Source organism: Citrobacter sp. CK198 (assembly GCF_030333295.1).
Taxonomy (GTDB): domain Bacteria; phylum Pseudomonadota; class Gammaproteobacteria; order Enterobacterales; family Enterobacteriaceae; genus Citrobacter_B; species Citrobacter_B koseri.
Genome location: NZ_JAOWGE010000030.1, coordinates 1 through 21,942, shown reverse-complemented (window position 1 = coordinate 21,942; position 21,942 = coordinate 1). Strand labels below are relative to the sequence as shown.

Annotated in this window: 20 protein-coding genes and 2 pseudogenes; 9 read left to right on the top strand and 13 right to left on the bottom strand. The window is 52.5% G+C overall.

The window, feature by feature from the left end; genetic code table 11:
- Positions 1–4 precede the first annotated feature (4 nt).
- Positions 5–751: a bifunctional NADP-dependent 3-hydroxy acid dehydrogenase/3-hydroxypropionate dehydrogenase YdfG gene (gene ydfG / locus OGY62_RS09015; protein ID WP_024130344.1), complete on the top strand. Its 747-nt coding sequence runs from the start codon at positions 5–7 to the stop codon at positions 749–751.
- A gap of 87 nt (positions 752–838) precedes the next feature.
- Complete coding sequence (locus tag OGY62_RS09010) at positions 839–1,525, top strand: GntR family transcriptional regulator (RefSeq protein ID WP_012132443.1); 687 nt, start codon at positions 839–841, stop codon at positions 1,523–1,525.
- Positions 1,526–1,632: 107 nt separating this feature from the next.
- Here the strand turns inward: OGY62_RS09010 and OGY62_RS09005 are convergent, their stop codons facing one another.
- The 5 genes from OGY62_RS09005 to OGY62_RS08985 form a co-directional block, all read right to left on the bottom strand.
- Positions 1,633–3,105, bottom strand: coding sequence for a mannitol dehydrogenase family protein (locus OGY62_RS09005; RefSeq protein WP_286459614.1), 1,473 nt, complete (start codon positions 3,103–3,105; stop codon positions 1,633–1,635).
- 175 nt (positions 3,106–3,280) lie between these two features.
- Positions 3,281–4,660, bottom strand: coding sequence for an MFS transporter (locus OGY62_RS09000; RefSeq protein ID WP_286459612.1), 1,380 nt, complete (start codon positions 4,658–4,660; stop codon positions 3,281–3,283).
- Positions 4,661–4,713: 53 nt separating this feature from the next.
- Positions 4,714–5,733 (bottom strand): Zn-dependent oxidoreductase, encoded by a 1,020-nt coding sequence (locus OGY62_RS08995; protein WP_012132447.1) that lies wholly within the window; start codon positions 5,731–5,733, stop codon positions 4,714–4,716.
- Between the two features lie 13 nt (positions 5,734–5,746).
- On the bottom strand, positions 5,747–6,961 hold the full coding sequence (rspA, locus tag OGY62_RS08990; RefSeq protein ID WP_012132448.1) for a starvation-sensing protein RspA: 1,215 nt from the start codon (positions 6,959–6,961) through the stop codon (positions 5,747–5,749).
- A 109-nt stretch (positions 6,962–7,070) separates the two neighbouring features.
- Positions 7,071–7,397 carry a YnfA family protein gene (locus OGY62_RS08985; RefSeq protein WP_200055884.1) on the bottom strand — a complete coding sequence of 109 codons (327 nt, stop codon included), beginning with the start codon at positions 7,395–7,397 and terminating at the stop codon, positions 7,071–7,073.
- A 145-nt stretch (positions 7,398–7,542) separates the two neighbouring features.
- On the opposite strand from OGY62_RS08985, the gene OGY62_RS08980 reads away from it, so the two are divergent.
- Both OGY62_RS08980 and speG read left to right on the top strand, forming a co-directional pair.
- Positions 7,543–7,884, top strand: a complete 342-nt coding sequence (locus OGY62_RS08980) for a DUF1283 family protein (protein WP_012132450.1) — start codon at positions 7,543–7,545, stop codon at positions 7,882–7,884.
- A gap of 34 nt (positions 7,885–7,918) precedes the next feature.
- On the top strand, positions 7,919–8,479 hold the full coding sequence (speG, locus tag OGY62_RS08975; RefSeq protein ID WP_012132451.1) for a spermidine N1-acetyltransferase: 561 nt from the start codon (positions 7,919–7,921) through the stop codon (positions 8,477–8,479).
- 4 nt (positions 8,480–8,483) lie between these two features.
- Here speG and OGY62_RS08970 read toward each other — a convergent pair whose 3' ends face one another.
- Positions 8,484–9,218 (bottom strand): YnfC family lipoprotein, encoded by a 735-nt coding sequence (locus tag OGY62_RS08970; protein WP_024130347.1) that lies wholly within the window; start codon positions 9,216–9,218, stop codon positions 8,484–8,486.
- Positions 9,219–9,321: 103 nt separating this feature from the next.
- On the opposite strand from OGY62_RS08970, the gene OGY62_RS08965 reads away from it, so the two are divergent.
- A complete protein-coding gene (locus OGY62_RS08965; protein WP_012132453.1) occupies positions 9,322–9,630 on the top strand; it encodes a DUF1161 domain-containing protein in 309 nt (102 codons plus the stop codon).
- A 171-nt stretch (positions 9,631–9,801) separates the two neighbouring features.
- Positions 9,802–11,226: pseudogene (locus OGY62_RS08960) on the top strand (molybdopterin-dependent oxidoreductase); the annotation flags it as partial.
- A 601-nt stretch (positions 11,227–11,827) separates the two neighbouring features.
- On the opposite strand, the gene OGY62_RS08955 reads toward OGY62_RS08960, so the two are convergent.
- The 7 genes from OGY62_RS08955 to OGY62_RS08925 form a co-directional block, all read right to left on the bottom strand.
- Positions 11,828–12,814 (bottom strand): hypothetical protein, encoded by a 987-nt coding sequence (locus tag OGY62_RS08955; RefSeq protein ID WP_078309553.1) that lies wholly within the window; start codon positions 12,812–12,814, stop codon positions 11,828–11,830.
- A 75-nt stretch (positions 12,815–12,889) separates the two neighbouring features.
- The gene (locus tag OGY62_RS08950) at positions 12,890–13,381 is read right to left on the bottom strand and encodes a DUF6971 family protein (protein WP_078309555.1); all 492 of its coding nucleotides are present in this window, start codon (positions 13,379–13,381) and stop codon (positions 12,890–12,892) included.
- 128 nt (positions 13,382–13,509) lie between these two features.
- The gene (locus OGY62_RS08945; protein ID WP_078309557.1) at positions 13,510–13,734 is read right to left on the bottom strand and encodes a hypothetical protein; all 225 of its coding nucleotides are present in this window, start codon (positions 13,732–13,734) and stop codon (positions 13,510–13,512) included.
- Between the two features lie 6 nt (positions 13,735–13,740).
- Complete coding sequence (locus OGY62_RS08940; protein WP_000199921.1) at positions 13,741–14,241, bottom strand: hypothetical protein; 501 nt, start codon at positions 14,239–14,241, stop codon at positions 13,741–13,743.
- Entirely contained in the window at positions 14,231–14,746 is a 516-nt protein-coding gene (locus OGY62_RS08935) for a hypothetical protein (RefSeq protein WP_001091024.1), read from the bottom strand. The genes OGY62_RS08940 and OGY62_RS08935 overlap by 11 nt, the downstream gene beginning before the upstream one ends.
- Positions 14,747–15,178: 432 nt before the next feature.
- Positions 15,179–15,547: a hypothetical protein gene (locus OGY62_RS08930; RefSeq protein WP_000113586.1), complete on the bottom strand. Its 369-nt coding sequence runs from the start codon at positions 15,545–15,547 to the stop codon at positions 15,179–15,181.
- Between the two features lie 493 nt (positions 15,548–16,040).
- A complete protein-coding gene (locus tag OGY62_RS08925) occupies positions 16,041–17,648 on the bottom strand; it encodes a site-specific integrase (protein WP_353654533.1) in 1,608 nt (535 codons plus the stop codon).
- Positions 17,649–17,705: 57 nt separating this feature from the next.
- Here OGY62_RS08925 and OGY62_RS08920 point away from each other — a divergent pair.
- The 3 genes and pseudogenes from OGY62_RS08920 to OGY62_RS08910 all read left to right on the top strand — a co-directional run.
- A pseudogene (locus OGY62_RS08920) lies at positions 17,706–18,740 on the top strand (molybdopterin dinucleotide binding domain-containing protein); the annotation flags it as partial.
- 142 nt (positions 18,741–18,882) lie between these two features.
- A complete protein-coding gene (gene ynfF, locus OGY62_RS08915) occupies positions 18,883–21,318 on the top strand; it encodes a selenate/tellurate reductase subunit YnfF (RefSeq protein ID WP_047457179.1) in 2,436 nt (811 codons plus the stop codon).
- A gap of 10 nt (positions 21,319–21,328) precedes the next feature.
- A partial coding sequence (locus tag OGY62_RS08910; protein ID WP_012132456.1) for a dimethylsulfoxide reductase iron-sulfur subunit DmsB occupies positions 21,329–21,942 on the top strand: 614 nt, incomplete at its 3' end.

Genomic DNA, 21,942 nt, shown 5'->3' with positions numbered 1-21,942 from the left:
TGAGATGATCGTTTTAGTCACCGGTGCGACCGCAGGTTTCGGCGAATGCATTACACGTCGTTTTATTGAGAATGGACACAAAGTGATTGCCACTGGCCGTCGCCAGGAACGCCTGCAAGAACTGAAAGATGAGCTGGGCGACAATCTGTTTATCGCTCGTTTAGATGTGCGTAACCGTGCATCCATTGAAGATATGCTGGCGTCATTACCCGCAGAGTGGCGCAACATTGATGTGCTGGTCAACAACGCCGGGCTGGCGTTGGGGCTTGAGCCCGCGCATAAAGCCAGCGTGGAAGACTGGGAAACCATGATCGACACGAACAACAAAGGTCTTATTTACATGACCCGCGCGGTTCTGCCAGGCATGGTGGAGCGCAATCGCGGCCACATCATCAATATTGGCTCTACCGCAGGTAGCTGGCCATACGCGGGTGGCAACGTATATGGCGCAACCAAAGCGTTTGTGCGCCAGTTCAGTCTGAATCTGCGCACGGATTTACACGGTACGGCAGTACGCGTCACCGATATTGAACCCGGTCTGGTCGGCGGCACGGAGTTTTCTAACGTCCGCTTTAAAGGCGATGACGACAAAGCGGGTAAAACCTACGAGAACACAACCGCGCTCACGCCGGATGATGTCACAGAAGCGGTATGGTGGGTCGCTAATCTGCCTGCGCATGTGAACATTAATACGCTGGAAATGATGCCGGTTACGCAGTCTTTTGCCGGACTGAGCGTTCATCGGGGTTAATTTTTATACCCGGCCCACGGGTCGGGTATAGATAGTGACAAAAAAGTGGTAGAGTACTCTGGTTAACTCTCTAAAAAGTAAGAACGAATGACCGTCGAAACCCAACTCAATCCTACGCAGCCTGTAAATCAGCAAATTTACCGCATTCTCCGACGTGACATCGTGCACTGTCTGATTGCGCCAGGCACACCGCTTTCCGAGAAAGAGGTTTCCGTGCGCTTTAACGTGTCGCGCCAGCCTGTACGTGAAGCGTTTATTAAGCTGGCGGAAAACGGTTTGATTCAAATCCGCCCTCAGCGCGGCAGCTATGTGAATAAGATTTCATTATCGCAGGTGCAGAATGGGTGTTTTGTCCGACAGGCCATCGAATGTGCGGTCGTTCGTCGCGCGGCGTTGATGATCACCGACAGCCAGTGCTATCAGCTGGAGCAGAACCTTCACCAGCAGCGGATCGCCATTGACCGCAAGCAGCTCAACGATTTCTTCCAGCTTGATGATGAATTTCACCAGAAACTGGCATTAATTGCCGATTGCCAGCTGGCATGGGATACGGTTGAAAATATTAAAGCCACTATCGACCGCGTGCGTTATATGAGTCTGGATCATGTGTCGCCGCCTGAAATGTTGCTGCGCCAGCATCATGATATTTTTGCCGCCCTGGAAAAGCATGACGCCGACGCGGTGGAACGCGCCATGACTGTGCATCTACAGGAGATTGGCGAGTCCGTTCAGCTTATCCGCCAGGAAAACAGCGACTGGTTCAGCGAAGAGTAATCCCGCTGACAAACAAGCCGGATGGCGGCGTAACCGCCTTATCCGGCCTACAATAGTCAATGATGTTGAACGTTGCAGGCCCTATCCGGCCTACAACCACGCAGAGATTACGCTGATGCGATATTCGCCGCATATTTTGCAACGGTTGCTTTCGCGCCGTTGGCAAGCAGCGACAGATACGCTTCTTTCACCTTATTCGTAAACAGCTCAACGTGCGGCAATTCATTACCAAAAATCGCATCGATGGCCAGCAGCGCCTGAACGCGACTTTCCCCTTCTTCACTGCCCTGAATCGCTTGCTGAATAACCGGCAGCAGCGGATCGCTAATTTCAATCGGATTCCCCTGCTCATCAACGCCGCCAACGTAACGCATCCAGCCCGCCACGCCTAAGGCCAGCAGATCGAAACGGCTGCTATGCGCGATATGCCAGCGAACGGAGTCCAGCATACGCTGTGGCAGTTTCTGGCTACCGTCCATCGCAATTTGCCAGGTACGGTGACGCAACGCCGGGTTGCTGTAGCGCGCGATCAGCAAGTCGGCATAACGCTTCAGATCCACCCCCTTCACTTTCAGCGTCGGCGCCTGTTCCTGCAACATCAACGCATGCGCGGCCAGGCGGTAATTTTCATCTTCCATGCAGTCATTAATGTGCTGATAGCCCGCCAGATACCCGAGGTACGCCAGGAATGAGTGACTGCCATTAAGCATACGCAGTTTCATCTCTTCGAACGGGATAACATCTGCCACCAGTTCAGCGCCCGCTTTTTCCCATTCAGGGCGACCCGCGACAAAATTATCCTCAATCACCCACTGGCGGAACGGTTCACACGCCACACCCGCAGGGTCGCGTACGCCGGTTAACTGTTCGATCTTATCCAGCGTGTCAGCCGTCACCGCCGGTACAATACGATCAACCATCGTGGACGGGAACGTCACATGTTGCTCAATCCACGCGGCCAGTTCTGCATCTACCGCACGGGCATAGGCAGTAACCACATTGCGCATGACGTGACCATTTTCAGGCATGTTATCGCAGGACATCACGGTAAATGGCGCCAGGCCAGCCGCTTTACGACGCGCCAGCGCTTCCACCACCACGCCAGGCGCGGATTTTGGCTGCTGCGGGTTTTGCAGATCGGCGGCGATCATCGGGTGATCCAGCATCAACTGACCGGTCGCCGGAGAGTGGCAGTACCCTTTTTCTGTTATCGTCAGGGAAACAATCGCCACCTGCGGCTCGCACATGGCGGCCAGGACGGTTTCCAGACCGTCAACCTGCGCGTGCAGCGCGTTTTTTACCACCCCAACAACCCTTGCGGTCCAGGCATCCGCTGACATTTCCGCCACGGTATACAGGTTGTCTTGCTGTTTCAGGTCGGCAATCTGCTGCTCGCCGCCAATCAGGTTGACTTCACAGTATCCCCAGTCGCTGTTGTGTTCCGCCGCGAGGATATCTGCGTAGACACCCTGATGCGCGCGATGGAATGCGCCAAAGCCCAAATGCACAATGCGAGGAACCAGTCTGGCGCGATCGTAATAAGGAAGCGAAGCCTTAGCCGTTAAGAGCTTGTTTTGCATGGTATGACCTATTGTATGAATGAATTCAGGACCGTCTCAGAGTAACGCCTGTAGGGTTGTATGATTTGATTTGAATTAAGCTTTTTGCAATTGGTATGACATCATTTTAAAGTTATGTGACAACATGACCGAAATTCAACATTCCCTGTCCATTCCGGTCATGCCCTGTGCGACGTTACCCTACCTGTGTTGCCGAACCCTGAACGCTACTTGCCGCCTTTAGGTCCGCTGCATCCTCCAGCACGCTCAGATCGCGATCTCTCACTTCCGGCATCAAAATCGCTGAAATTAAGCCGATAAGAGAATAGGCAATGATCATCGCTAATATAGGCAACCAGGAATCGGTCATATTACAGAAAATACCTGCCAGTACAGGACCAAATCCAACGGCGACTAAGCCACCGGCTTCTTTTGAAATCGCCATCCGGGTAAAGCGATTACGCGAACCAAACATCTCGGCCATCGTAATGTTTTCCAGCGCGAAGAGACCCAGCACGGCAAAGTTATGAATAACAATAAGCGCGGTCATAATCACGCCGGGGCTATAGGTTTTATCCACGATGATAGACAACATCGGGTACGCAAGAATAATCGCAGATATATTCAATAAAATATAAGGCAGGCGGCGACCATATTTATCAGATAACCACCCCAAAAGTGGAATAGTAATAAAACCAATGACAGAGCTAATCATTAACGCGTCGGTAGGAATCGCCTTATTGAATAATAACGTCTGCACTAAATATCCTGCAAGGAATGTCTGAATTAATCCAGAATTGCCCGCCTGACCGAAACGTAAACCGGTTGCCAGCCAGAAGGATTTACTGCTAAACATGGCGCCCAATGTGTTTTCTGATGCGTTATTTAACGCTGGCGCATTTTCGCTTTCATTGACCTTTTCAAATACCGGGCTTTCTTTGAGGTTCATACGCAGCCAGATAGCGAAGATCATGACAACAACGCTCGCCAGGAATGGGATACGCCATCCCCAGGCCAGAAGCTGTTCTCTGTCAAGCGCAAAGAACATCACTGCCCAGATTGCCGTTGCGCTCAGCGTACCGCAGTTTGTTCCCATTGCGACAAGCGAGGAAATAATGCCGCGTTTCCCTTTAGGCGCATACTCAGCCAGCATCGTTCCTGCCCCGGAGATCTCCGCCCCGGCGCCTAACCCCTGAACAATACGTAACGTCACCAGTAAAACAGGCGCAAATATACCAATTTGCGCATAGGTCGGCAGAACCCCAATGAGGGTTGTACAAATCCCCATCATGGTGATAGTGATAAACAAGACCTTTTTACGCCCAATACTGTCGCCCATTTTGCCGAAAATAAACGCGCCGACAATACGTGCGATATATCCTGCGCCGTAGGTTCCCATCGCCAGAATAAGCGCCATTGCGGCGGACTGTTCCGGGAAAAATATTTCATGAAAAACTAATGCAGCGCCCAGAGAATATAACTGGAAATCCATAAATTCAAGGGCGGTTCCCAGCCAACCGGATATGGCGGCTCTGATTAAATCTTTTGTTGACCGTTCATGTTTTTGTTGAGTCATATTGGCAATCTCTAAGAGGTAAGATGCGTACCACTCTCTCGCATTTATTAATATTATTCAGAGAATGTGAGTAAAACCTTGCAGCAGTGCCGTTGGTCTTTCTCAAACAATTCAATCGCGTCAGTGACATGGTGATAATTAAACGTATGCGTGACGAGCTTATCGGGATCGATCAGACCTTTTTCCAGCCAGCCAATAACGACCGGGAATTTATTCGCATTCAGACGGGAGGAATAAATTGACAGCTCTTTGCCGGTAATCCCCTGCTGCACAATCTGGCAAGGATCGCTGGAGAACCCCATCAGTACAATGCGCGCGGCGGGCGACGCCAGCGAGATGGCTTCTTGTAAAATGGACGGATGACACGCCGCATCGACGATCAGCGTCGGTTTTAACCCTTTTTCATCCAGGAAATCTTGCAGAGATTGCTGTCCATTATTGATAACCCAGTCGGCGCCGCTTTCTTTCGCCATCTCCAGTCGTTCATCAATACGATCGGCAACAATCACCTCTTTAACGTTATAAACGCCCTTCAGCGCCTGAACCGTCGTCAGTCCCATCGGCCCTGCGCCATAAATCAGCGCAATATCGTTCTCTGTCGGATTAACCTGCCCGGTGACGTTCGCCGCAATGGTGAAAGGTTCAACCATCACCGCGTGCTTATCAGCAATGGCATCCGGGATCGTAAACGCGTTTTTTGCCGGAACGACCGCATATTCACTAAATCCGCCGTCGCGGTGTACGCCCAGAACAACCAGCGAGGTACATACATTGGGCTTGCCTATTGAACAGGGATAGCAATGCCCGCAACTGATGACGGGATCGACCGATACGCGTTCCCCCACTCTGGCATGGCTAACACCTTCGCCCACGGCGTCAATCACACCAAAAAATTCATGCCCGATAACACGCGGATACTTTGCAAAAGGATTATGTCCACGATAGATATGGCTATCAGAACCGCAGATCCCCGCCAGTTTCACTTTAACCCGAACGTCCCCGGCCGCAGGCTCAGGGATAGGACGCTCCGCTAAAACTAGCGTGTCAGGTTTTTCAATCACTATACTTTTCATGTCATATCACTCCTTACCAGTTCCACAACGTGCCATCTTCCAGACGGGCGACCGGCAAATACGCAGGGTCATACGGATATTTCGCCGCCAGTTTTTCATCAAACTCAATACCAAGACCCGGCTTGTCGCCTGGGTGCATATAGCCGTTATCGAACGTCCAGCTATGCGGGAAGACATCAAGCATTTGTTCGGAGTACCCCATGTATTCCTGAACGCCAAAGTTAGGCACCCACAGATCAAAGTGAAGCGCTGCGGCCATGCAAACCGGCGACAAATCAGAAGGCCCATGAGACCCCGTGCGCACCTGGTAAAGCGAGGCAAAATCCGCAATGCGGCGCATCCCCGTAATGCCGCCGGCATGGGTAATGGTGGTGCGGATATAGTCAATCAGTTGCTCTTCAATGAGCTGCTTGCAGTCCCAGATGCTGTTGAACACTTCCCCGACGGCAATCGGCGTCACCGTATGCTGACGAATCAGACGGAAGCATTCCTGGTTTTCCGCAGGCGTCGGGTCTTCCATCCAGAACAGACGATAATCCTCAACGCGCTTACCAAAACGGGCGGCTTCAATCGGCGTCAGGCGGTGGTGCATGTCGTGAAGCAAATGCTCTTCAAAACCAAATTCAGCACGTACGGCGTCAAACAGTTTCGGCGTGAAATCGAGGTATTTCTCGGTTGACCAGAGTTGCTCTTCCGGCCACTGGCCTTTCGTGGCGGGCTCGTAGGCCAGACCTTTGCCTTTAGACATGCCGTAGGTGGTTTTCATACCCGGCACGCCGCACTGCACGCGAATCGCTTTAAACCCCATCTCTTTGTGACGCGCATAATCTTCCAGCACATCATCAATGGTGTGACCCGTCGTGTGGCAATAGACCATCACGCCTTCGCGGGATGCGCCGCCCAGCAACTGATACAGCGGCATATTGGCGGCTTTCGCTTTGATATCCCACAGCGCCATGTCAACGGCAGAAATGGCAGACATCGTGACCGGCCCGCGACGCCAGTAGGCGCCTTTATAAAAGAACTGCCAGATATCTTCGATACGGTGCGCATCGCGGCCAATAAGCTGCGGGCAAAGGTGATCTTTCAGATAGGATGCCACCGACAGCTCACGGCCATTCAGGGTAGCGTCGCCCAGGCCGGTGATACCGTCCTCGGTGGTGATTTTCAGCGTGACAAAGTTACGTCCCGGACATGTGACAAAAACTTCAGCCCCTACAATCTTCATTGTTGTTCCTTACATCTCTTCTGTGCGATGCAGGAAATTTACACACCTGAGCTACTACCATACAAGTATAATGATCAAAAAATCGCTCATCGATCACAAAATAAGGCGCTTAAGCGCGCCCCCACCCGGCAACGATAATCAGCATTCCACAGAGTGCGATCAGTGCGCCTGACCAGTCATAAAGACTGAGTCTGACGCCGTCAACAAAGTGTAACCATAACAGCGCAGTACAGACATAGACCCCGCCATAAGCCGCATAGACGCGGCCGCTGGCGGCCGGATGCAACGTCAGCAGCCAGACGAATAACGCCAGTGAGACTCCCGCCGGAACCAGCAGCCAGGCCGTCGCGCCCCGCTTCAACCATAGCCAGGGCAGAAAACAGCCCACGATTTCGCACAGTGCGGTCATGAAAAAAAGAAGTGTTGTTTTTAGCATCATCATCATTGCGTTACGTCAGGTTTAAGCATGATACGCCAGAATAGCGCCTTCGTATCCATACCCGCAGGATGGGTATGCCCTGCGCCAGGAATGGTGTAGAATTTAGACAAGTTTTATCCCTCTATCATGAAAGGAATTAACCATGAACAATACACTTAGCAAACGCCTGTGCCTGACGGCAATGCTTGCGCTGGGTGCTGTCGTGTATACCACCTCCGCATTCGCGAATACCAGCAAACTGATCATTGAATCTGGAGACAGTGCGCAAAGCCGCCAACACGCAGCCATGGAAAAGGAACAATGGAATGATACCCGCAGCCTGCGCCAGAAAGTGAACACGCGCACGGAGAAAGAGTGGGACAAAGCCGACGCCGCGTTTGATAACCGCGACAAGTGCGAGCAGAGCGCCAACCTTAACGCGTACTGGGAACCGAATACGCTGCGTTGCCTGGATCGTCGTACTGGTCGTACCGTTGCGCCATAACAGTGCGTTGAGCGACAGACGGTAAGGACACAAAATGACCCACGCCAACAGTGTTAAGTTGCGCCCGCTGGAGCGCGAAGATTTACGATTCGTCCACCAGCTTGATAACAACGCCAGCGTAATGCGTTACTGGTTTGAAGAGCCGTACGAAGCGTTTGTCGAGCTGTCTGACCTGTATGATAAGCACATTCATGACCAGAGCGAACGGCGCTTTGTCGTGGAGTGCAACGGCGAAAAAGCCGGTCTGGTCGAACTGGTAGAAATTAATCACGTTCACCGCCGGGCTGAGTTTCAAATCATCATCTCGCCGGAATACCAGGGAAAAGGGCTGGCTTCGCGCGCAGCGAAGCTGGCGATGGACTACGGATTCACCGTACTCAACCTTTATAAGCTGTATCTGATTGTTGATAAAGAAAACGAAAAAGCCATTCACATTTACCGTAAGTTAGGTTTTATGGTTGAAGGTGAACTGATTCATGAGTTCTTTATCAATGGCCAATACCGCAACACCATTCGTATGTGCATTTTCCAGCAGCAATATCTGGACGATCACAAAACGCCTGGCTCAAGCCTGCTGAAGCCTACCGCACAGTAAGCCGCTACCCGGCTGTGTCAGACGCAGCCGGGTAATAATCAATCGTATTTTTAATGGTATAGCTCCGCGCAACGGCGGGTTCGACGCTTTCATCAACGATCACAAGCTGGCAGTTGATCGGATTGGCGTAATTATCATATTCACACGTCTGCTTCACATTGCCTAACGGGCGATCGTTTAGCAGGCTGACCGCCGTATAGTCGAGCTTCTTAAGCGGGTCCGCCGACGGTTTTGCATCAATGGATAACGTTTTGTCTTTACTGATGGTGGTCTTACCCAACGGATACCCTTCCGCATCATAGCGGTATTGTACCTTCGTCTCTCTTCCCGTTGCGGAAACAACAAAACCGTTATCGTCCGTATCCCAGACCACGCCTGCCGAGGGCAACTCCGCCAACTGGCATTTCCCCTGCAAGCGCACTCTTTTCTCCATCGTCTCGGCATCGCGGTAGTAGTTTGCATCCAGTACCAACGCCAGCCCGGTATTGTTTTCCAGATCGTGCAGTTCCAGCGTATCAAAGCAGCCTTCCTGCGAAAGCGTTCCGCTGATGCGCTTCGTCACTTCCCCTTTGTCGTTCATCAACGTCTGGCTGAAATCTTTAACCGGGCCGCGCAACGGATCAAAATCGAACTCATTGGAAAAGCTGGCCATTTCCGGGGTAAAGGAGACCAGAACAGTGGCGTTATCACATCCAACAAGCAGCACACACAGAAAGCTCACCAGGGTCTGTTTCTTCACGTTATTCACCAGGATAAGGAGATGATTCTCAATCATATTAGCAAATACAGTTGTTTACACTAGAAATGCTAAGCTTTCATTATCGTGTTCATAAAAGGAGTGAATGATGAAAATCTCAGCAGGAATTGCAGCGTGTCTGCTCATCGTCGCCTCCCCGCAGGTACTGGCGGCGCCGGAGTCATGTGAAAGAGTCAAAAGCGACATCGAACAGCGCATCATTAACAATGGTGTGGCGGAGTCCAGTTTTACGTTAACTATTGTTCCTAATGACCAGGCGGATCAGCCCGATTCCCAGGTCGTAGGCCACTGTGCAAACGATACCCATAAAATTTTGTATACCCGCACCAGCAGCGGAAACGCTCCTGCCAGTACCAGTCCTTCTCAGGACGGGCATGCTGTCGAACCTCAATAACAGATAAGAGCCTGATATACCAGGCTCTTACTCCCTCTTAGAAAGATTCCCTCAATTTTGACATGGATTAATAACTCCTACCTATAAGGGGTTAAAATCACTCTTTCATTAGTATCCTATTAATTTCGTTATAAACATAATTATATAACGATAACTATAATGGAGTGAATTATGTCCGATGTTGAACAACAGGGAGGCATCAGCCGCAGGACGTTAGTGAAATCCACCGCGATAGGATCGCTGGCGCTCGCTGCCGGAGGGCTCTCTTTGCCTTTCGGGATGCGTACCGCTGCGGCTGCCGTGCAGCAGGCAATCCAGCCCGTTGAAGACAAAGTGGTCTGGGGAGCATGTTCGGTCAACTGCGGTAGCCGCTGCGCCCTGCGTCTCCACGTCAAAGATGATGAAGTCTGGTGGGTGGAAACCGACAACACCGGCGAAGATATCTATGGCAATCACCAGGTGCGCGCCTGCCTGCGCGGACGTTCAATCCGTCGGCGAATTAACCATCCTGATCGCCTCAACTATCCGATGAAACGCACAGGCAAACGCGGCGAGGGGAAATTTGAGCGTATCAGTTGGGAAGAAGCGCTGGATACCATCAGCAACAGCCTGAAAAACACGGTCGATAAATACGGTAACGAGGCGGTGTACATTAACTACACCTCCGGTATCGTCGGCGGCAACATCACCCGCTCCTCGCCTTATGCCTCTCTGGTGGCCCGCCTGATGAACTGTTACGGCGGTTTTCTTAGTCACTATGGCACCTACAGCACCGCGCAAATCGCGGCGGCCATGCCCTACACCTATGGTTCGAACGAGGGTAACAGCACCTCCGATATCGAAAACACCAAACTGGTGGTGATGTTCGGTAATAACCCGGCAGAAACCCGTATGAGCGGCGGCGGAATTACCTGGTTCCTGGAACAGGCCAGGGAACGTTCAAATGCGCGCATGATCGTTATCGATCCACGCTATACCGATACCGCGGCAGGACGTGAAGACGAATGGATACCTATTCGTCCCGGCACCGATGCCGCGCTGGTCGCCGGACTGGCCTGGGTGCTCATCACCGAAGATCTTGTCGACCAGCCTTTCCTCGACAACTACTGCGTGGGTTACGACGAAAAAACGCTACCGGCCGATGCGCCAGCGAATGGTCACTATAAAGCCTATATTCTGGGCCAGGGCGAAGACGGCACGGCCAAAACACCTGAGTGGGCGTCGCGCATTACCGGTATTCCGGCGGATCGCATCATTAAGCTCGCCAGAGAGATTGGCGCGGCTAAACCGGCCTGTATTTGTCAGGGATGGGGCCCGCAGCGTCAGGCGAACGGTGAACTCACCGCTCGCGCGATTGCGATGCTGCCGATTCTGACGGGCAATGTCGGTATTCACGGCGGGAACAGCGGCGCGCGCGAATCCACCTATACCATCACCATTGAACGCATGCCGTTACCGGAAAACCCGGTAAAAACGCAGATCTCCGTGTTTACCTGGACGGACGCCATTGCCCGCGGCCCGGAAATGACCGCCCTGCGCGACGGCGTGCGCGGTAAAGAAAAGCTGGATGTGCCGATCAAGTTCATCTGGAACTTCAAGGACTTGAAGCGGACCCTTAGTAGGCCTGAGGTCCTGCATTGAGTCAAGGACTTTGTGTCAGGCTTTGTGTCAGGCTTTGTGTCAGCCTTGTGTCATTAGACGGGATGTCTAGACGGCTGGTCAGGACCCCGGTGGCCTCTTTGTCAGGACTCAGGGTGGCACCGGGGAACATTGGTGTCTTAATTGTATTGAATAAGGTCTCTAACTTTTGGTCCAAAACTCATCGTACCCTGACTGTAAGCACGACCACCAGCACCAGCTTCAGCAGGAAGACGACAAGATAGACTTTATGCAGGTCCATGCGCCATCCTGTTATGTTATATTATTACATTAAACAAGGTCCAGACCGAAGTCCAGACCATAGTTATTAATTACATTGATAATCCACCACCTGAAGTCCTGCCAACATTCAGCCCAGCCTTACCCATGCTAGGAGTCTTAACCGGGGTGTCGCTCTGTGTCTCCACCACTGGTGACGCATCAGGCTCTACAGGAAGCTCCACAGCAGGCGCAGGGACCGGAGGTGATACGGATGTACCACCACCAGCAGAGAAGCCCTTAGCGATGGACCGGAGGCCCTTACTGACGCTCTTACCCATTATTCAGCCTTGGTGAACTTCAGGCGTTTGACTACAGGCAGGACTGCGGTTGCAGCGCCAGTGTCCAGCTTAACTGTCGTAGCAGCTTCAGCGACAACGAACACCTTACCGAGGATTTCCAGAGAGTGAGACTGGGTGTCACCATCACGAGACAGGACGACCGTAATATTTTCACCGTCGTGACGGAAGCAGCCGAAGCTCAGGGCCGTGAAGCGTTTAGCCAGCATGAATACGCCTTTGTCTTCACCGTTGTAATACGCGATGTCGGTACCCAGCATATCCACGATAGCGTCTTCACCAGAGAAGCCCTGTTTAGCAGCCAGACGGGACAGCGCTTTCAGTTGGGACTCATGGGCGATGATGCCGTAATCAGACACTTCAGAGCCGAAAGAGGACTCGGTGTTCTCAAACAGAGCGTCCATGATAGCGTCTGCCTTAGTGGTCAGGCTTCCAGTCAGGACTGGCAGCTCTACGGTCTTCAGCAGCTTGGAGGACTCCAGAACGTCAACCATGCGAGCGTTGATGGTACGGACCACATTCTCACAGATGTTCATAGCGTCCTGCTGGAGTGTGCCATGAGTGAAACCAGTGGAGGACTTGGCGTCCCACAGTTTAGTTTGCTCCGAGATGAGGATTGCCTGTTCGATAGGTTCGACGACAATCTCCTGACCAGACGGAACGGTCACGACTTCAGGTCGCTCACCACCGCGTACAGGGACGACCACAGAGCGGTCAGACAGAGTGTGGGCGATGATTGGGGTAGGCAGGCTATTGCGGGTAGGCAGGACTTCTACAGGGAACGGAATGTTATCCTGAGCGTCTTTAAGTACACCGTTCAGCATAGCCTTAACCGTCTTAGCTAACTGGAGGGCATAGACCTGTGGGTCAGCGTTAGTTGGCAGACCTCCGTTAACCTGAATGTTGTCGGTGTCGGTGATACGTACTGGCTCAATGCCGAACTGGAAAGCGTCTTTAGTCATAGTCATAATAATCAATCTCCTAAATTAGTTTGGATACTGTGGGTCCCGACATCGGGTCAGGACCACTTGTGTGTCTGTGTCTTAGAGGCTGTCCATCCAGTTACCGCCTGACTCAATGTCAGCGACAATAGCGGCACGGGAGCGACCAGCGGAATGGGTAGCACTGCGGAGGTTCTCACCATAGGTCCGGCGCTCAGCTTTGACCTGTTCGCGGCGCTGTAGCTCTTTCTGCCACTCTGCATCGGTCATGTTCTCTTCACGCATACGCTCAGCCTGAATGCGCTGCTCTTTAGCGATACGCTCAGCCTCGGCTCGCTTGTTCTGCTGGCGACGTTGGTAGGCGGTCATCAGGTCATTACTGAAGAAGTTACCAATGGTCACGCCAGCTTCAGCCAGAGCTTCCAGTAACTCCATCGCCTCGCGGCTGGTGGACGGTAAGCCTGACAGGTAGCCCGGAATCAGGGTCTTGATAGCGAAGGACAGTGGGTAGGACTGACCGTCCAGACTCACAGTATTCTCGTAGAGATTGATGTCGGTGACTGACAGTTTCCAGTCGTTGTTGTTGAATAACATAAGGTGGTACTCCTATTGAGAAGGTGAGAATTATCGGTATCGCAGACACAGTTATGCCTACGGGTCTCCCCGCATCGGTCATTCTCAAAAGGTGTTTAAATTAGGTTCATCCGGAGATTTCCGGAAGGTTAAGACTCCAGTTCACTAGCTGCGCTAGACTTCGCAAAGGCTCGACGTAACTGATTATTCAAATCACGGTCGACCAGCATTGCTATCAGCTCGTCACGGCTGTAGTAAGGACGCTCAGGGTCTTCGACTCCAAGTCTCAGCAGAGACAGCAGATGACGTGTGGGCAGGCCACGGTAACGAAGGGTCGCTTTGCCGATAGGTGTACGAGGGTCAATCATAGCCATGATTACTTACCTCCACTCACAGCGACCAGCGGTCACAGCTTGATAGTCTGAATACTCAGCCTGTGAGACTTCACGTCCGGCGATGTAGAGGCCTGTGCCATGACGCTGGATGAATTCCTTGGTCTCCGGCTTGATGTCCTCAGCAGACGCTACAGCAGACTGCACGGTGGCGCTGGAGGTCATAGACACGAAGGCTCGGGTTACTGCCAGTCCGTACCCAAGGTCCAACCACCGACCGAACTCTATAGCGGCTACTGGGTCAGCCAGCCACGAGGTCCCTAAGTGACCCATGTTAATCTTTTTAACAAACCCGTTTTCTGGGTTGGTTAGACTTCTACCAGCCTTGGTCCTCATGAAGCGAGCAACCTCGGTACTACGGTTATCTTCTACCTTACCAATCTGAATGCCTACCCGGCGTATCTCATCCAGTCGAAACAATCCGTCCTGACTGGTGATGTCCTGACCGAAGATATGAATGGTGTATTCCTGCTTATTGTCAGAAGTCATAAGAGGCACCTCCCGCCAGAGCTTCGGCAAAGGACTTGAAGCGCTGTTCTTGGTCAGCTTTCGCCTGAAGGCGTTCGGCATCAGGTGGGACCAGCTTATCAAAGGTGCCGTTTTCGTAATCTTCAGTTAGGACCTGAAGGCGGCGGGACCATTTGCTCTCCACCTGCATCATCGCGTTAGAGATGTGCTTCAAGTCGGCATCAGAGCGTGACGCTATCCAATCCATCTCTTCTGAGTCACCCTCACAGGTGTAAGGATTGTTGAAATAGAAGATGTCCTGTAGGCCACGCTTCAGCTCTTCCTCGGTGTGTGTCTGGAGGTATGACTGGATAGGCTCCGCGTACATCTCCCGGATTTTCTCATAGTCCCAGTCTTCCGCTTGGGCATACCATCGGGATAACTTCAGCAGGTCTAAGTTATAGCGACAGCAATCGACACTGGACTCTGCATTGGTCAGCAGGATGATTAAGAACTGGCGGTTAGTTACAGGTAATTCGGTATTCATACAAAGATGCTCCTTTGGTAAAGCACTTTCTGTCTCCACATGGAGTCCGCACCATTCAGACGCATCCTAAACGGACCCCCATCAGAAAGTGCTTAACGAAAGTGAATGGTTAAATGTTGACGGTCTGGAGTGACCGGGTGTCTCCATATGTATAAAGGCGGGACCGCATGTCAGGACGAGTTGTAAGGACTTCCAGATGGTGAGCGGTGATAAACTTAAGCCAATGAGTAGTGAGTAGACGAGCTACTAACAGACGACTAAAGAACGCTAACGAGCTGGAGGTCGATACAGGAGGTCTGACAGAGGCGGTCACGGGCCTTGATTACTTAGGAGAGATACTTAATGTCGGTTGACCAGATGCTCGCATGTTCTGACGCATCAGACTCAGAGGCGGAAGCAGGTCTCCCTATAGTGATAGTTTAGGGTCCGTAATCATGAACCAGCTTTACTGGCGTGGTACTGGACGGATTTACTGGCGCTGACGACGGCAGCATAGACGTAGCGAGCGTAGCGAGTTGAAACCATAGGTTCACCCAAGGCAACACGCTTACGGCTCAGGGACTCCTGCACAGCGCTTACAGTTAATGTGTCGTGCGTTAGTAGTTGGGTCAGAATCAAGTATGGGCTGACAGGCTTGGTATTGCTTGCCATTGATTCGCTCAGGCGACCAGCACCAGTAAGGACATCATCCAGCCAGCCACTCAAGTCACCCTGACCATCGAATGACAGCAGGTCCCCGCAGTGCTGCTGCAAGTAGGCTTTGGTGAACGTGTTGTCGTGAGTTGCGATTGGTCGTGCCATAGAGTATCTCCTGTCGTTGAATTAGTTGGTTCCCCTATAGTGATAATCAAGTCCACCACTGGTGATACATACAGTAGCGCGACAGGATGTGACTCACAGGCTGGACTGGATGTCAAGGATTAAGGAGACCATAGGAATTAAGGAAGTAAATATAAAGAGGGAGGACCGGATGTGACTCACAGGTTGGACCGAATGTCAAGGACTAAAGACGCCTCAGGAATTAAGGAAGTATATATAAAGAGAGACAGAGGCGACTCACAGTCAAACAGGAATGTCAAGAGGAGACCATAGGAATTTGGAGGGACCTGAGTTAGGGAACCAGTTTAAATAAGACAACAGACAGACTTAAAGTCGGACAGCCGAAGGCGAACCGGTGGACCTATAGTCAGGAGGGATTATGATTATTATCACCCTCCCTAACTTCAGTCAGACTTCAGTGACCCAAGGTCTCAACCATCAAGCCGTATATGGTCTACACCTTGGGTCTTCCTACTTAAAGTAAAGCTGTCTTCAGCACCTCAGCCAGCCTACCAACAGCGTGTCCTTTCCCGTACAGGTCATACGTAATGGACTGACTGCTGTGACCTAAGATGCCCTGAGCGTCCACCAGATTAACTCCACGCTCTTTCATTCGTGTAGCCAGCCAATGCCTCAGACTGTGGAGAGAGACATCCGTAGCGTCTCCCAGAGCTTCAGTCATGACCCTTGAGTTAAACCAGCTTGAGTATGCGCTTGGAGTCATCCCGAAGAGAGGACCCTCGTCAGGCTGCATGTCTACCCATTCGAGGAAGGACTTCAGGTCAAGACCACAGGCCCCATCGGTCAACGGCACAAGTCGGACTGAATGCTTGTTCTTCACAGACTTACCTTCCCCATCTTCATTGATGTCGATACAGACCAGCCCATTGTCCAAGGTTACAATGTCACGTTTAGTCAGGTGGCAGACCTCAGCAGACCTAGCTCCAGTGACCACAGATACCAGAGACGCCCATCTACGGGCCTCAGAGGTCGTGTGAGCCGTGTGTCGTGTGAACTGATACTCAGACTCAACACGGACCAGAAGTCTCTCCAGCTCCTCGTCAGTGAATGCTCTACGCTTGGAGTCTACATCCTTAGTTAACTTCATGCGCTCAATCGGGTTGCGGCCCTCAAGTTGCCCATTCATCAGGCCATAGTCCAGACACATCTTCGCCTTAGTCAGCAGCTTGTTAATCGTCGACGGTCTCACCTCAGAAGCCAGCATAGCGTCCCTGACAGCCAGCCACTCAGAGCGAGACATCAGGTCCATGTCTTCAGGCAGGAACCGGGAGACAGTATTTAGTGAGGACGAGAGGTCCTTGTAGCTGGAGGACTTCAGGGTCTGGACCTTCTCAGCCAGCAGCGAGGACACTAGCTCAGAAAAACTACAGATAGCTGGTTGGTCAGCGATAGTGACCTCAGGTTGGCGCTCCTGTGTGAAAACTACTGGTCTATCCCCCTGCTCATTCTTCAGAATTGACGTAGAGTCGCCTATAGTTGAGTAATCAGTATGGTTATTATCATCAATCAGCTTAATCAGACCAGAGGTATCACCAGTGTCTACCCTCTGCTGTGCTGCGCTCAGGACTTCAAGCGCTAACCTTATGCCCTTCTGCTGGTCCAGACTTAAGGCTTGCGTAGCGGCTAGCTCCCTCAGGTTGGACTTCTCGTCGACCAGAGTAGCGACCTCAAGTCCATTCCAGTAATCGTCACTAGCGTCTGTCAGGAACTGCTCAGCCATAGACCGGAGATGCTCTGTAAGCTCCTGTAGTGAGACTTCAGGCCTATCCAACATGAAGGCCTTAGCTGTGGCTGCGAGCTCTCTCTGACGCATTGTGGCTACTCTCCTGTCTGTGCTTCGGGTCGATACTGAAAGAAACGGGATGGTCTGTCCCTTGAGTCTGAAGCGGATAGTATATCGACCATTGGCTCTACGGACTAACTGAGGCTTAGCTACGCTGAGTAGATTGATTTGTGTCAGCCTTGTGTCAGGGCTTGAGGTGTAGACTTGCTGATACAGATAGGGAGACCCAGAGGAAAAACTGGATGGATATACAGTGTTATCATGATTAATGTCAGTCATATCAGGACCTTAAGTAGCGTTGAGTCAACTACTTCAAGTCCGTCCATCCGTCTGACAGTGGAGTCCATCTGGAATTACGCGGGCAATACCATCACCAACCAGCATTCGGATATCAATAAAACACACGAGATCCTGCAAGACGAATCGAAGTGCGAAATGATCGTGGTCATCGACAACTTTATGACCTCTTCCGCGAAATACGCCGATATTCTGTTGCCGGACCTGATGACGGTCGAACAGGAAGACATCATTCCTAACGACTACGCGGGCAATATGGGTTATTTAATCTTCATCCAGCCCGCAACCGCCCCTAAATTCGAGCGTAAGCCCATTTACTGGATAATGAGCGAAGTCGCGAAGCGGCTGGGCCCGGACGTGCACCAGAGGTTTACCGAGGGGCGAACCCAGGAACAGTGGCTGCAATATCTGTACGCCAAAATGCTGGCTAAAGACCCGGAGTTACCAGGCTATGACGAGCTGAAAAAAATGGGGATCTACAAGCGTAAAGATCCCAACGGCCATTTCGTGGCCTATAAAAAATTCCGTGAAGACCCACAGGCAAACCCGCTGAAAACGCCGTCCGGCAAGATAGAAATTTACTCCAGCCGCCTGGCTAAAATCGCCCAAACCTGGGAGCTGGAAAAAGGCGACGTCATCAGCCCGCTTCCCATTTATGCCTCAACGTTCGAAGGATGGGACGATCCTAAGCGCAGCGTATTCCCACTGCAACTCTTTGGTTTTCATTATAAATCACGCACGCACTCCTCTTACGGCAACATTGATGTTCTCAAATCCGCCTGCCGTCAGGAAGTCTGGATTAACCCCGTGGATGCGCAAAAACGCGGTATCGCCAACGGGGATATGGTGCGGGTATTTAACGATCGCGGCGAAGTACGCATTCCGGCGAAAGTTACGCCACGCATTCTCCCCGGCGTGAGCGCGATGGGCCAGGGCGCCTGGCACGATGCCGATATGTCAGGCGATCGCATCGATCATGGCGCCTGCGTGAATACGTTAACGACGCAGCGCCCCTCTCCGCTGGCGAAAGGAAATCCGCAGCACACCAATCTGGTCGAAATCGAGAAAGTGTAACCCCCATCCCCTGAAACGATTACAGGCGTTTCGGGGGATGTGTTCGCACGTCCATCGGTCATGCGAACAAACCAACGTCCTGTAAAAACAAATTTTATAAATCGCGTTTCTTTTTTTTAATCAATAAGCAAAGTGAGTAACTATGAAAATCACCACGCCTGAGGCGCTCATGACGGCCACTATCAGCCGTCGTAGTCTGGTGAAAACATCCGCCATTAGTGGTCTCGCGCTCGCCAGTAGCGCCTTCACGCTTCCTTTCTCCCGAATCGCCCGCGCCGCTGACGGCCTTTCGCCTGCGCCAGTGGAAGAAAAAGCGGTCTGGAGTTCCTGTACCGTCAACTGCGGGAGTCGCTGTCTGCTACGGCTGCATGTGAAAGATGATGCGGTGTACTGGGTCGAGTCCGACACCACCGGCGATGACGTCTACGGCAATCATCAGGTGCGGGCCTGCCTGCGCGGACGCTCGATCCGTCGCCGTATGAATCACCCGGATCGCCTTAAATACCCGATGAAACGCGTCGGTAAACGCGGCGAAGGCAAATTTGAACGTATCAGCTGGGATGAAGCGCTGGATACCATTGGCGACAACCTGAAGCGTATTCTGAAAGACTACGGCAACGAAGCCGTACATGTGCTGTATGGCACCGGCGTGGATGGCGGGAACATCACGAACTCCAACGTGCCTTATCGTCTGATGAACTCATGTGGTGGTTATCTCAGCCGTTACGGCAGCTACAGTACCGCACAAATCAGCGCCGCAATGAGTTATATGTTCGGCACGAATGACGGCAACAGCCCGGATGACATCGCCAACAGTAAACTGGTGGTAATGTTCGGCAACAACCCGGCAGAAACGCGCATGAGCGGCGGCGGCGTGACCTACTATGTGGAACAGGCTCGCGAACGCTCCAACGCCAGAATGATCGTCATCGATCCGCGTTATAACGATACGGCGGCGGGTCGCGAAGATGAATGGCTCCCTATTCGTCCCGGTACCGATGCCGCGCTGGCGGCGGGGATCGCCTGGGTACTCATCACCGAAAATCTGATCGACAAGCCTTTCCTCGATAAATACTGCGTCGGTTACGACGAAACGACCTTACCCGCCAGCGCGCCGCGTAATGCGCACTATAAAGCCTATATTCTGGGCGATGGCCCGGACGGTATTGCCAAAACACCGGAATGGGCCGCGCATATCACCAGTATCCCGGCGGAAAAAATCATCCAGCTGGCACGGGAAATCGGCTCAGCAAAACCGGCGTATATCTGTCAGGGCTGGGGGCCGCAGCGTCACTCCAATGGCGAACAGACTGCGCGCGCGATCGCCATGCTCTCTATCCTGACCGGCAACGTCGGGATCAACGGCGGCAACTCCGGCGTGCGTGAAGGCACCTGGGACCTCGGCGTAGAGTGGTTTTCTATGCTGGATAACCCGGTAAAAACGCAGATCTCCGTTTTTACCTGGACAGACGCCATCGATCATGGCGCGGAAATGACCGCCACACGCGACGGCGTGCGCGGTAAAGATAAGCTTGATGTCCCGATCAAATTTATGTGGTGCTACGCCAGCAATACGCTGATTAACCAGCATGGCAACATCGCCCACACCCATGACGTATTACAGGACGACAGCAAGTGCGAAATGATCGTCGGGATTGAGCACTTCATGACGGCGTCCGCAAAATACTGCGACATTCTGCTGCCGGACCTGATGCCAACGGAACAGGAAGATCTTATTTCGCACGAATCCGCAGGCAACATGGGTTATGTCATCCTGGGGCAACCGGCCACCTCACCAAAATTTGAAAGAAAGCCGATCTACTGGACGCTGAGCGAAATCGCCAGACGCCTCGGCCCGGACGTCTACCAGACATTTACGGAAGGCCGTACCCAGCACGAGTGGGTGAAATACCTGCATGCCAAAACCAAAGCGCGTAACCCGGAAATGCCGGACTACGAAGAGATGAAAACCACCGGCATCTTCAAGAAAAAATGCCCGGAGGAACACTATGTCGCCTTCCGTGCATTCCGCGAAGATCCTGCCTCCAGTCCGCTGAAAACGCCATCAGGGAAGATTGAAATCTACTCCGAGCGGCTGGCGACCATCGCCGACACCTGGGAGCTGGAAAACGATGAGATCGTTCATCCGCTACCCGCCTATGCACCAGGGTTTGATGGCTGGGACGATCCCATCCGAATAACCTATCCGCTGCAATTGACCGGCTTCCACTATAAAGCCCGCACCCACTCCAGCTACGGCAATATTGATGTGTTGCAGCAAGCGTGCCCGCAAGAGATCTGGATTAACCCCATTGACGCGAAAGCGCGCAACATCAAACAGGGCGACACGGTGCGCGTATTTAACAATAACGGGCAGATGCTGATCCCGGCAAAAGTCACGCCGCGCATTTTGCCGGGCGTTACCGCCATCGGGCAAGGCGCCTGGCTCAAGGCGGATATGTTTGGCGACCAGGTCGATCACGGCGGTTCCATCAACATTCTGACATCACATCGTCCTTCTCCGCTGGCGAAGGGGAACCCGTCTCACAGCAATCTCGTTCAGGTTGAGAAGGTATAAGGAGTAACCGATGACAACCCAATATGGATTTTTTATTGACTCCAGTCGTTGCACCGGTTGCAAAACCTGCGAACTGGCCTGCAAAGACTACAAAGATTTAACCCCGGACGTCAGCTTCCGCCGCATCTATGAATATGCGGGCGGCGACTGGCAGGAGGATAACGGCGTCTGGCACCAGAACGTCTTTGCCTACTATCTTTCCATTTCCTGCAACCACTGCGAAGACCCGGCCTGCACGAAAGTGTGCCCGAGCGGCGCGATGCACAAACGCGAGGACGGCTTTGTGGTGGTGGATGAGGACGTCTGCATCGGCTGTCGCTACTGCCATATGGCCTGCCCATACGGTGCGCCGCAGTATAACGCCGCCAAAGGCCACATGACCAAATGCGACGGCTGTCATGACCGCGTTGCCGACGGCAAAAAACCGATCTGCGTCGAGTCCTGCCCGCTGCGCGCGCTGGACTTTGGCCCGATAGAAGAGCTGCGGAAGAAACATGGCACGCTGGCGGCAGTTGCGCCGCTGCCGGGCGCGCACTTCACCAGACCGAACATTGTGATTAAACCCAACGCCAACAGCCGCCCGACCGGGGATACCACGGGTTATCTGGCAAATCCGAAGGAGGT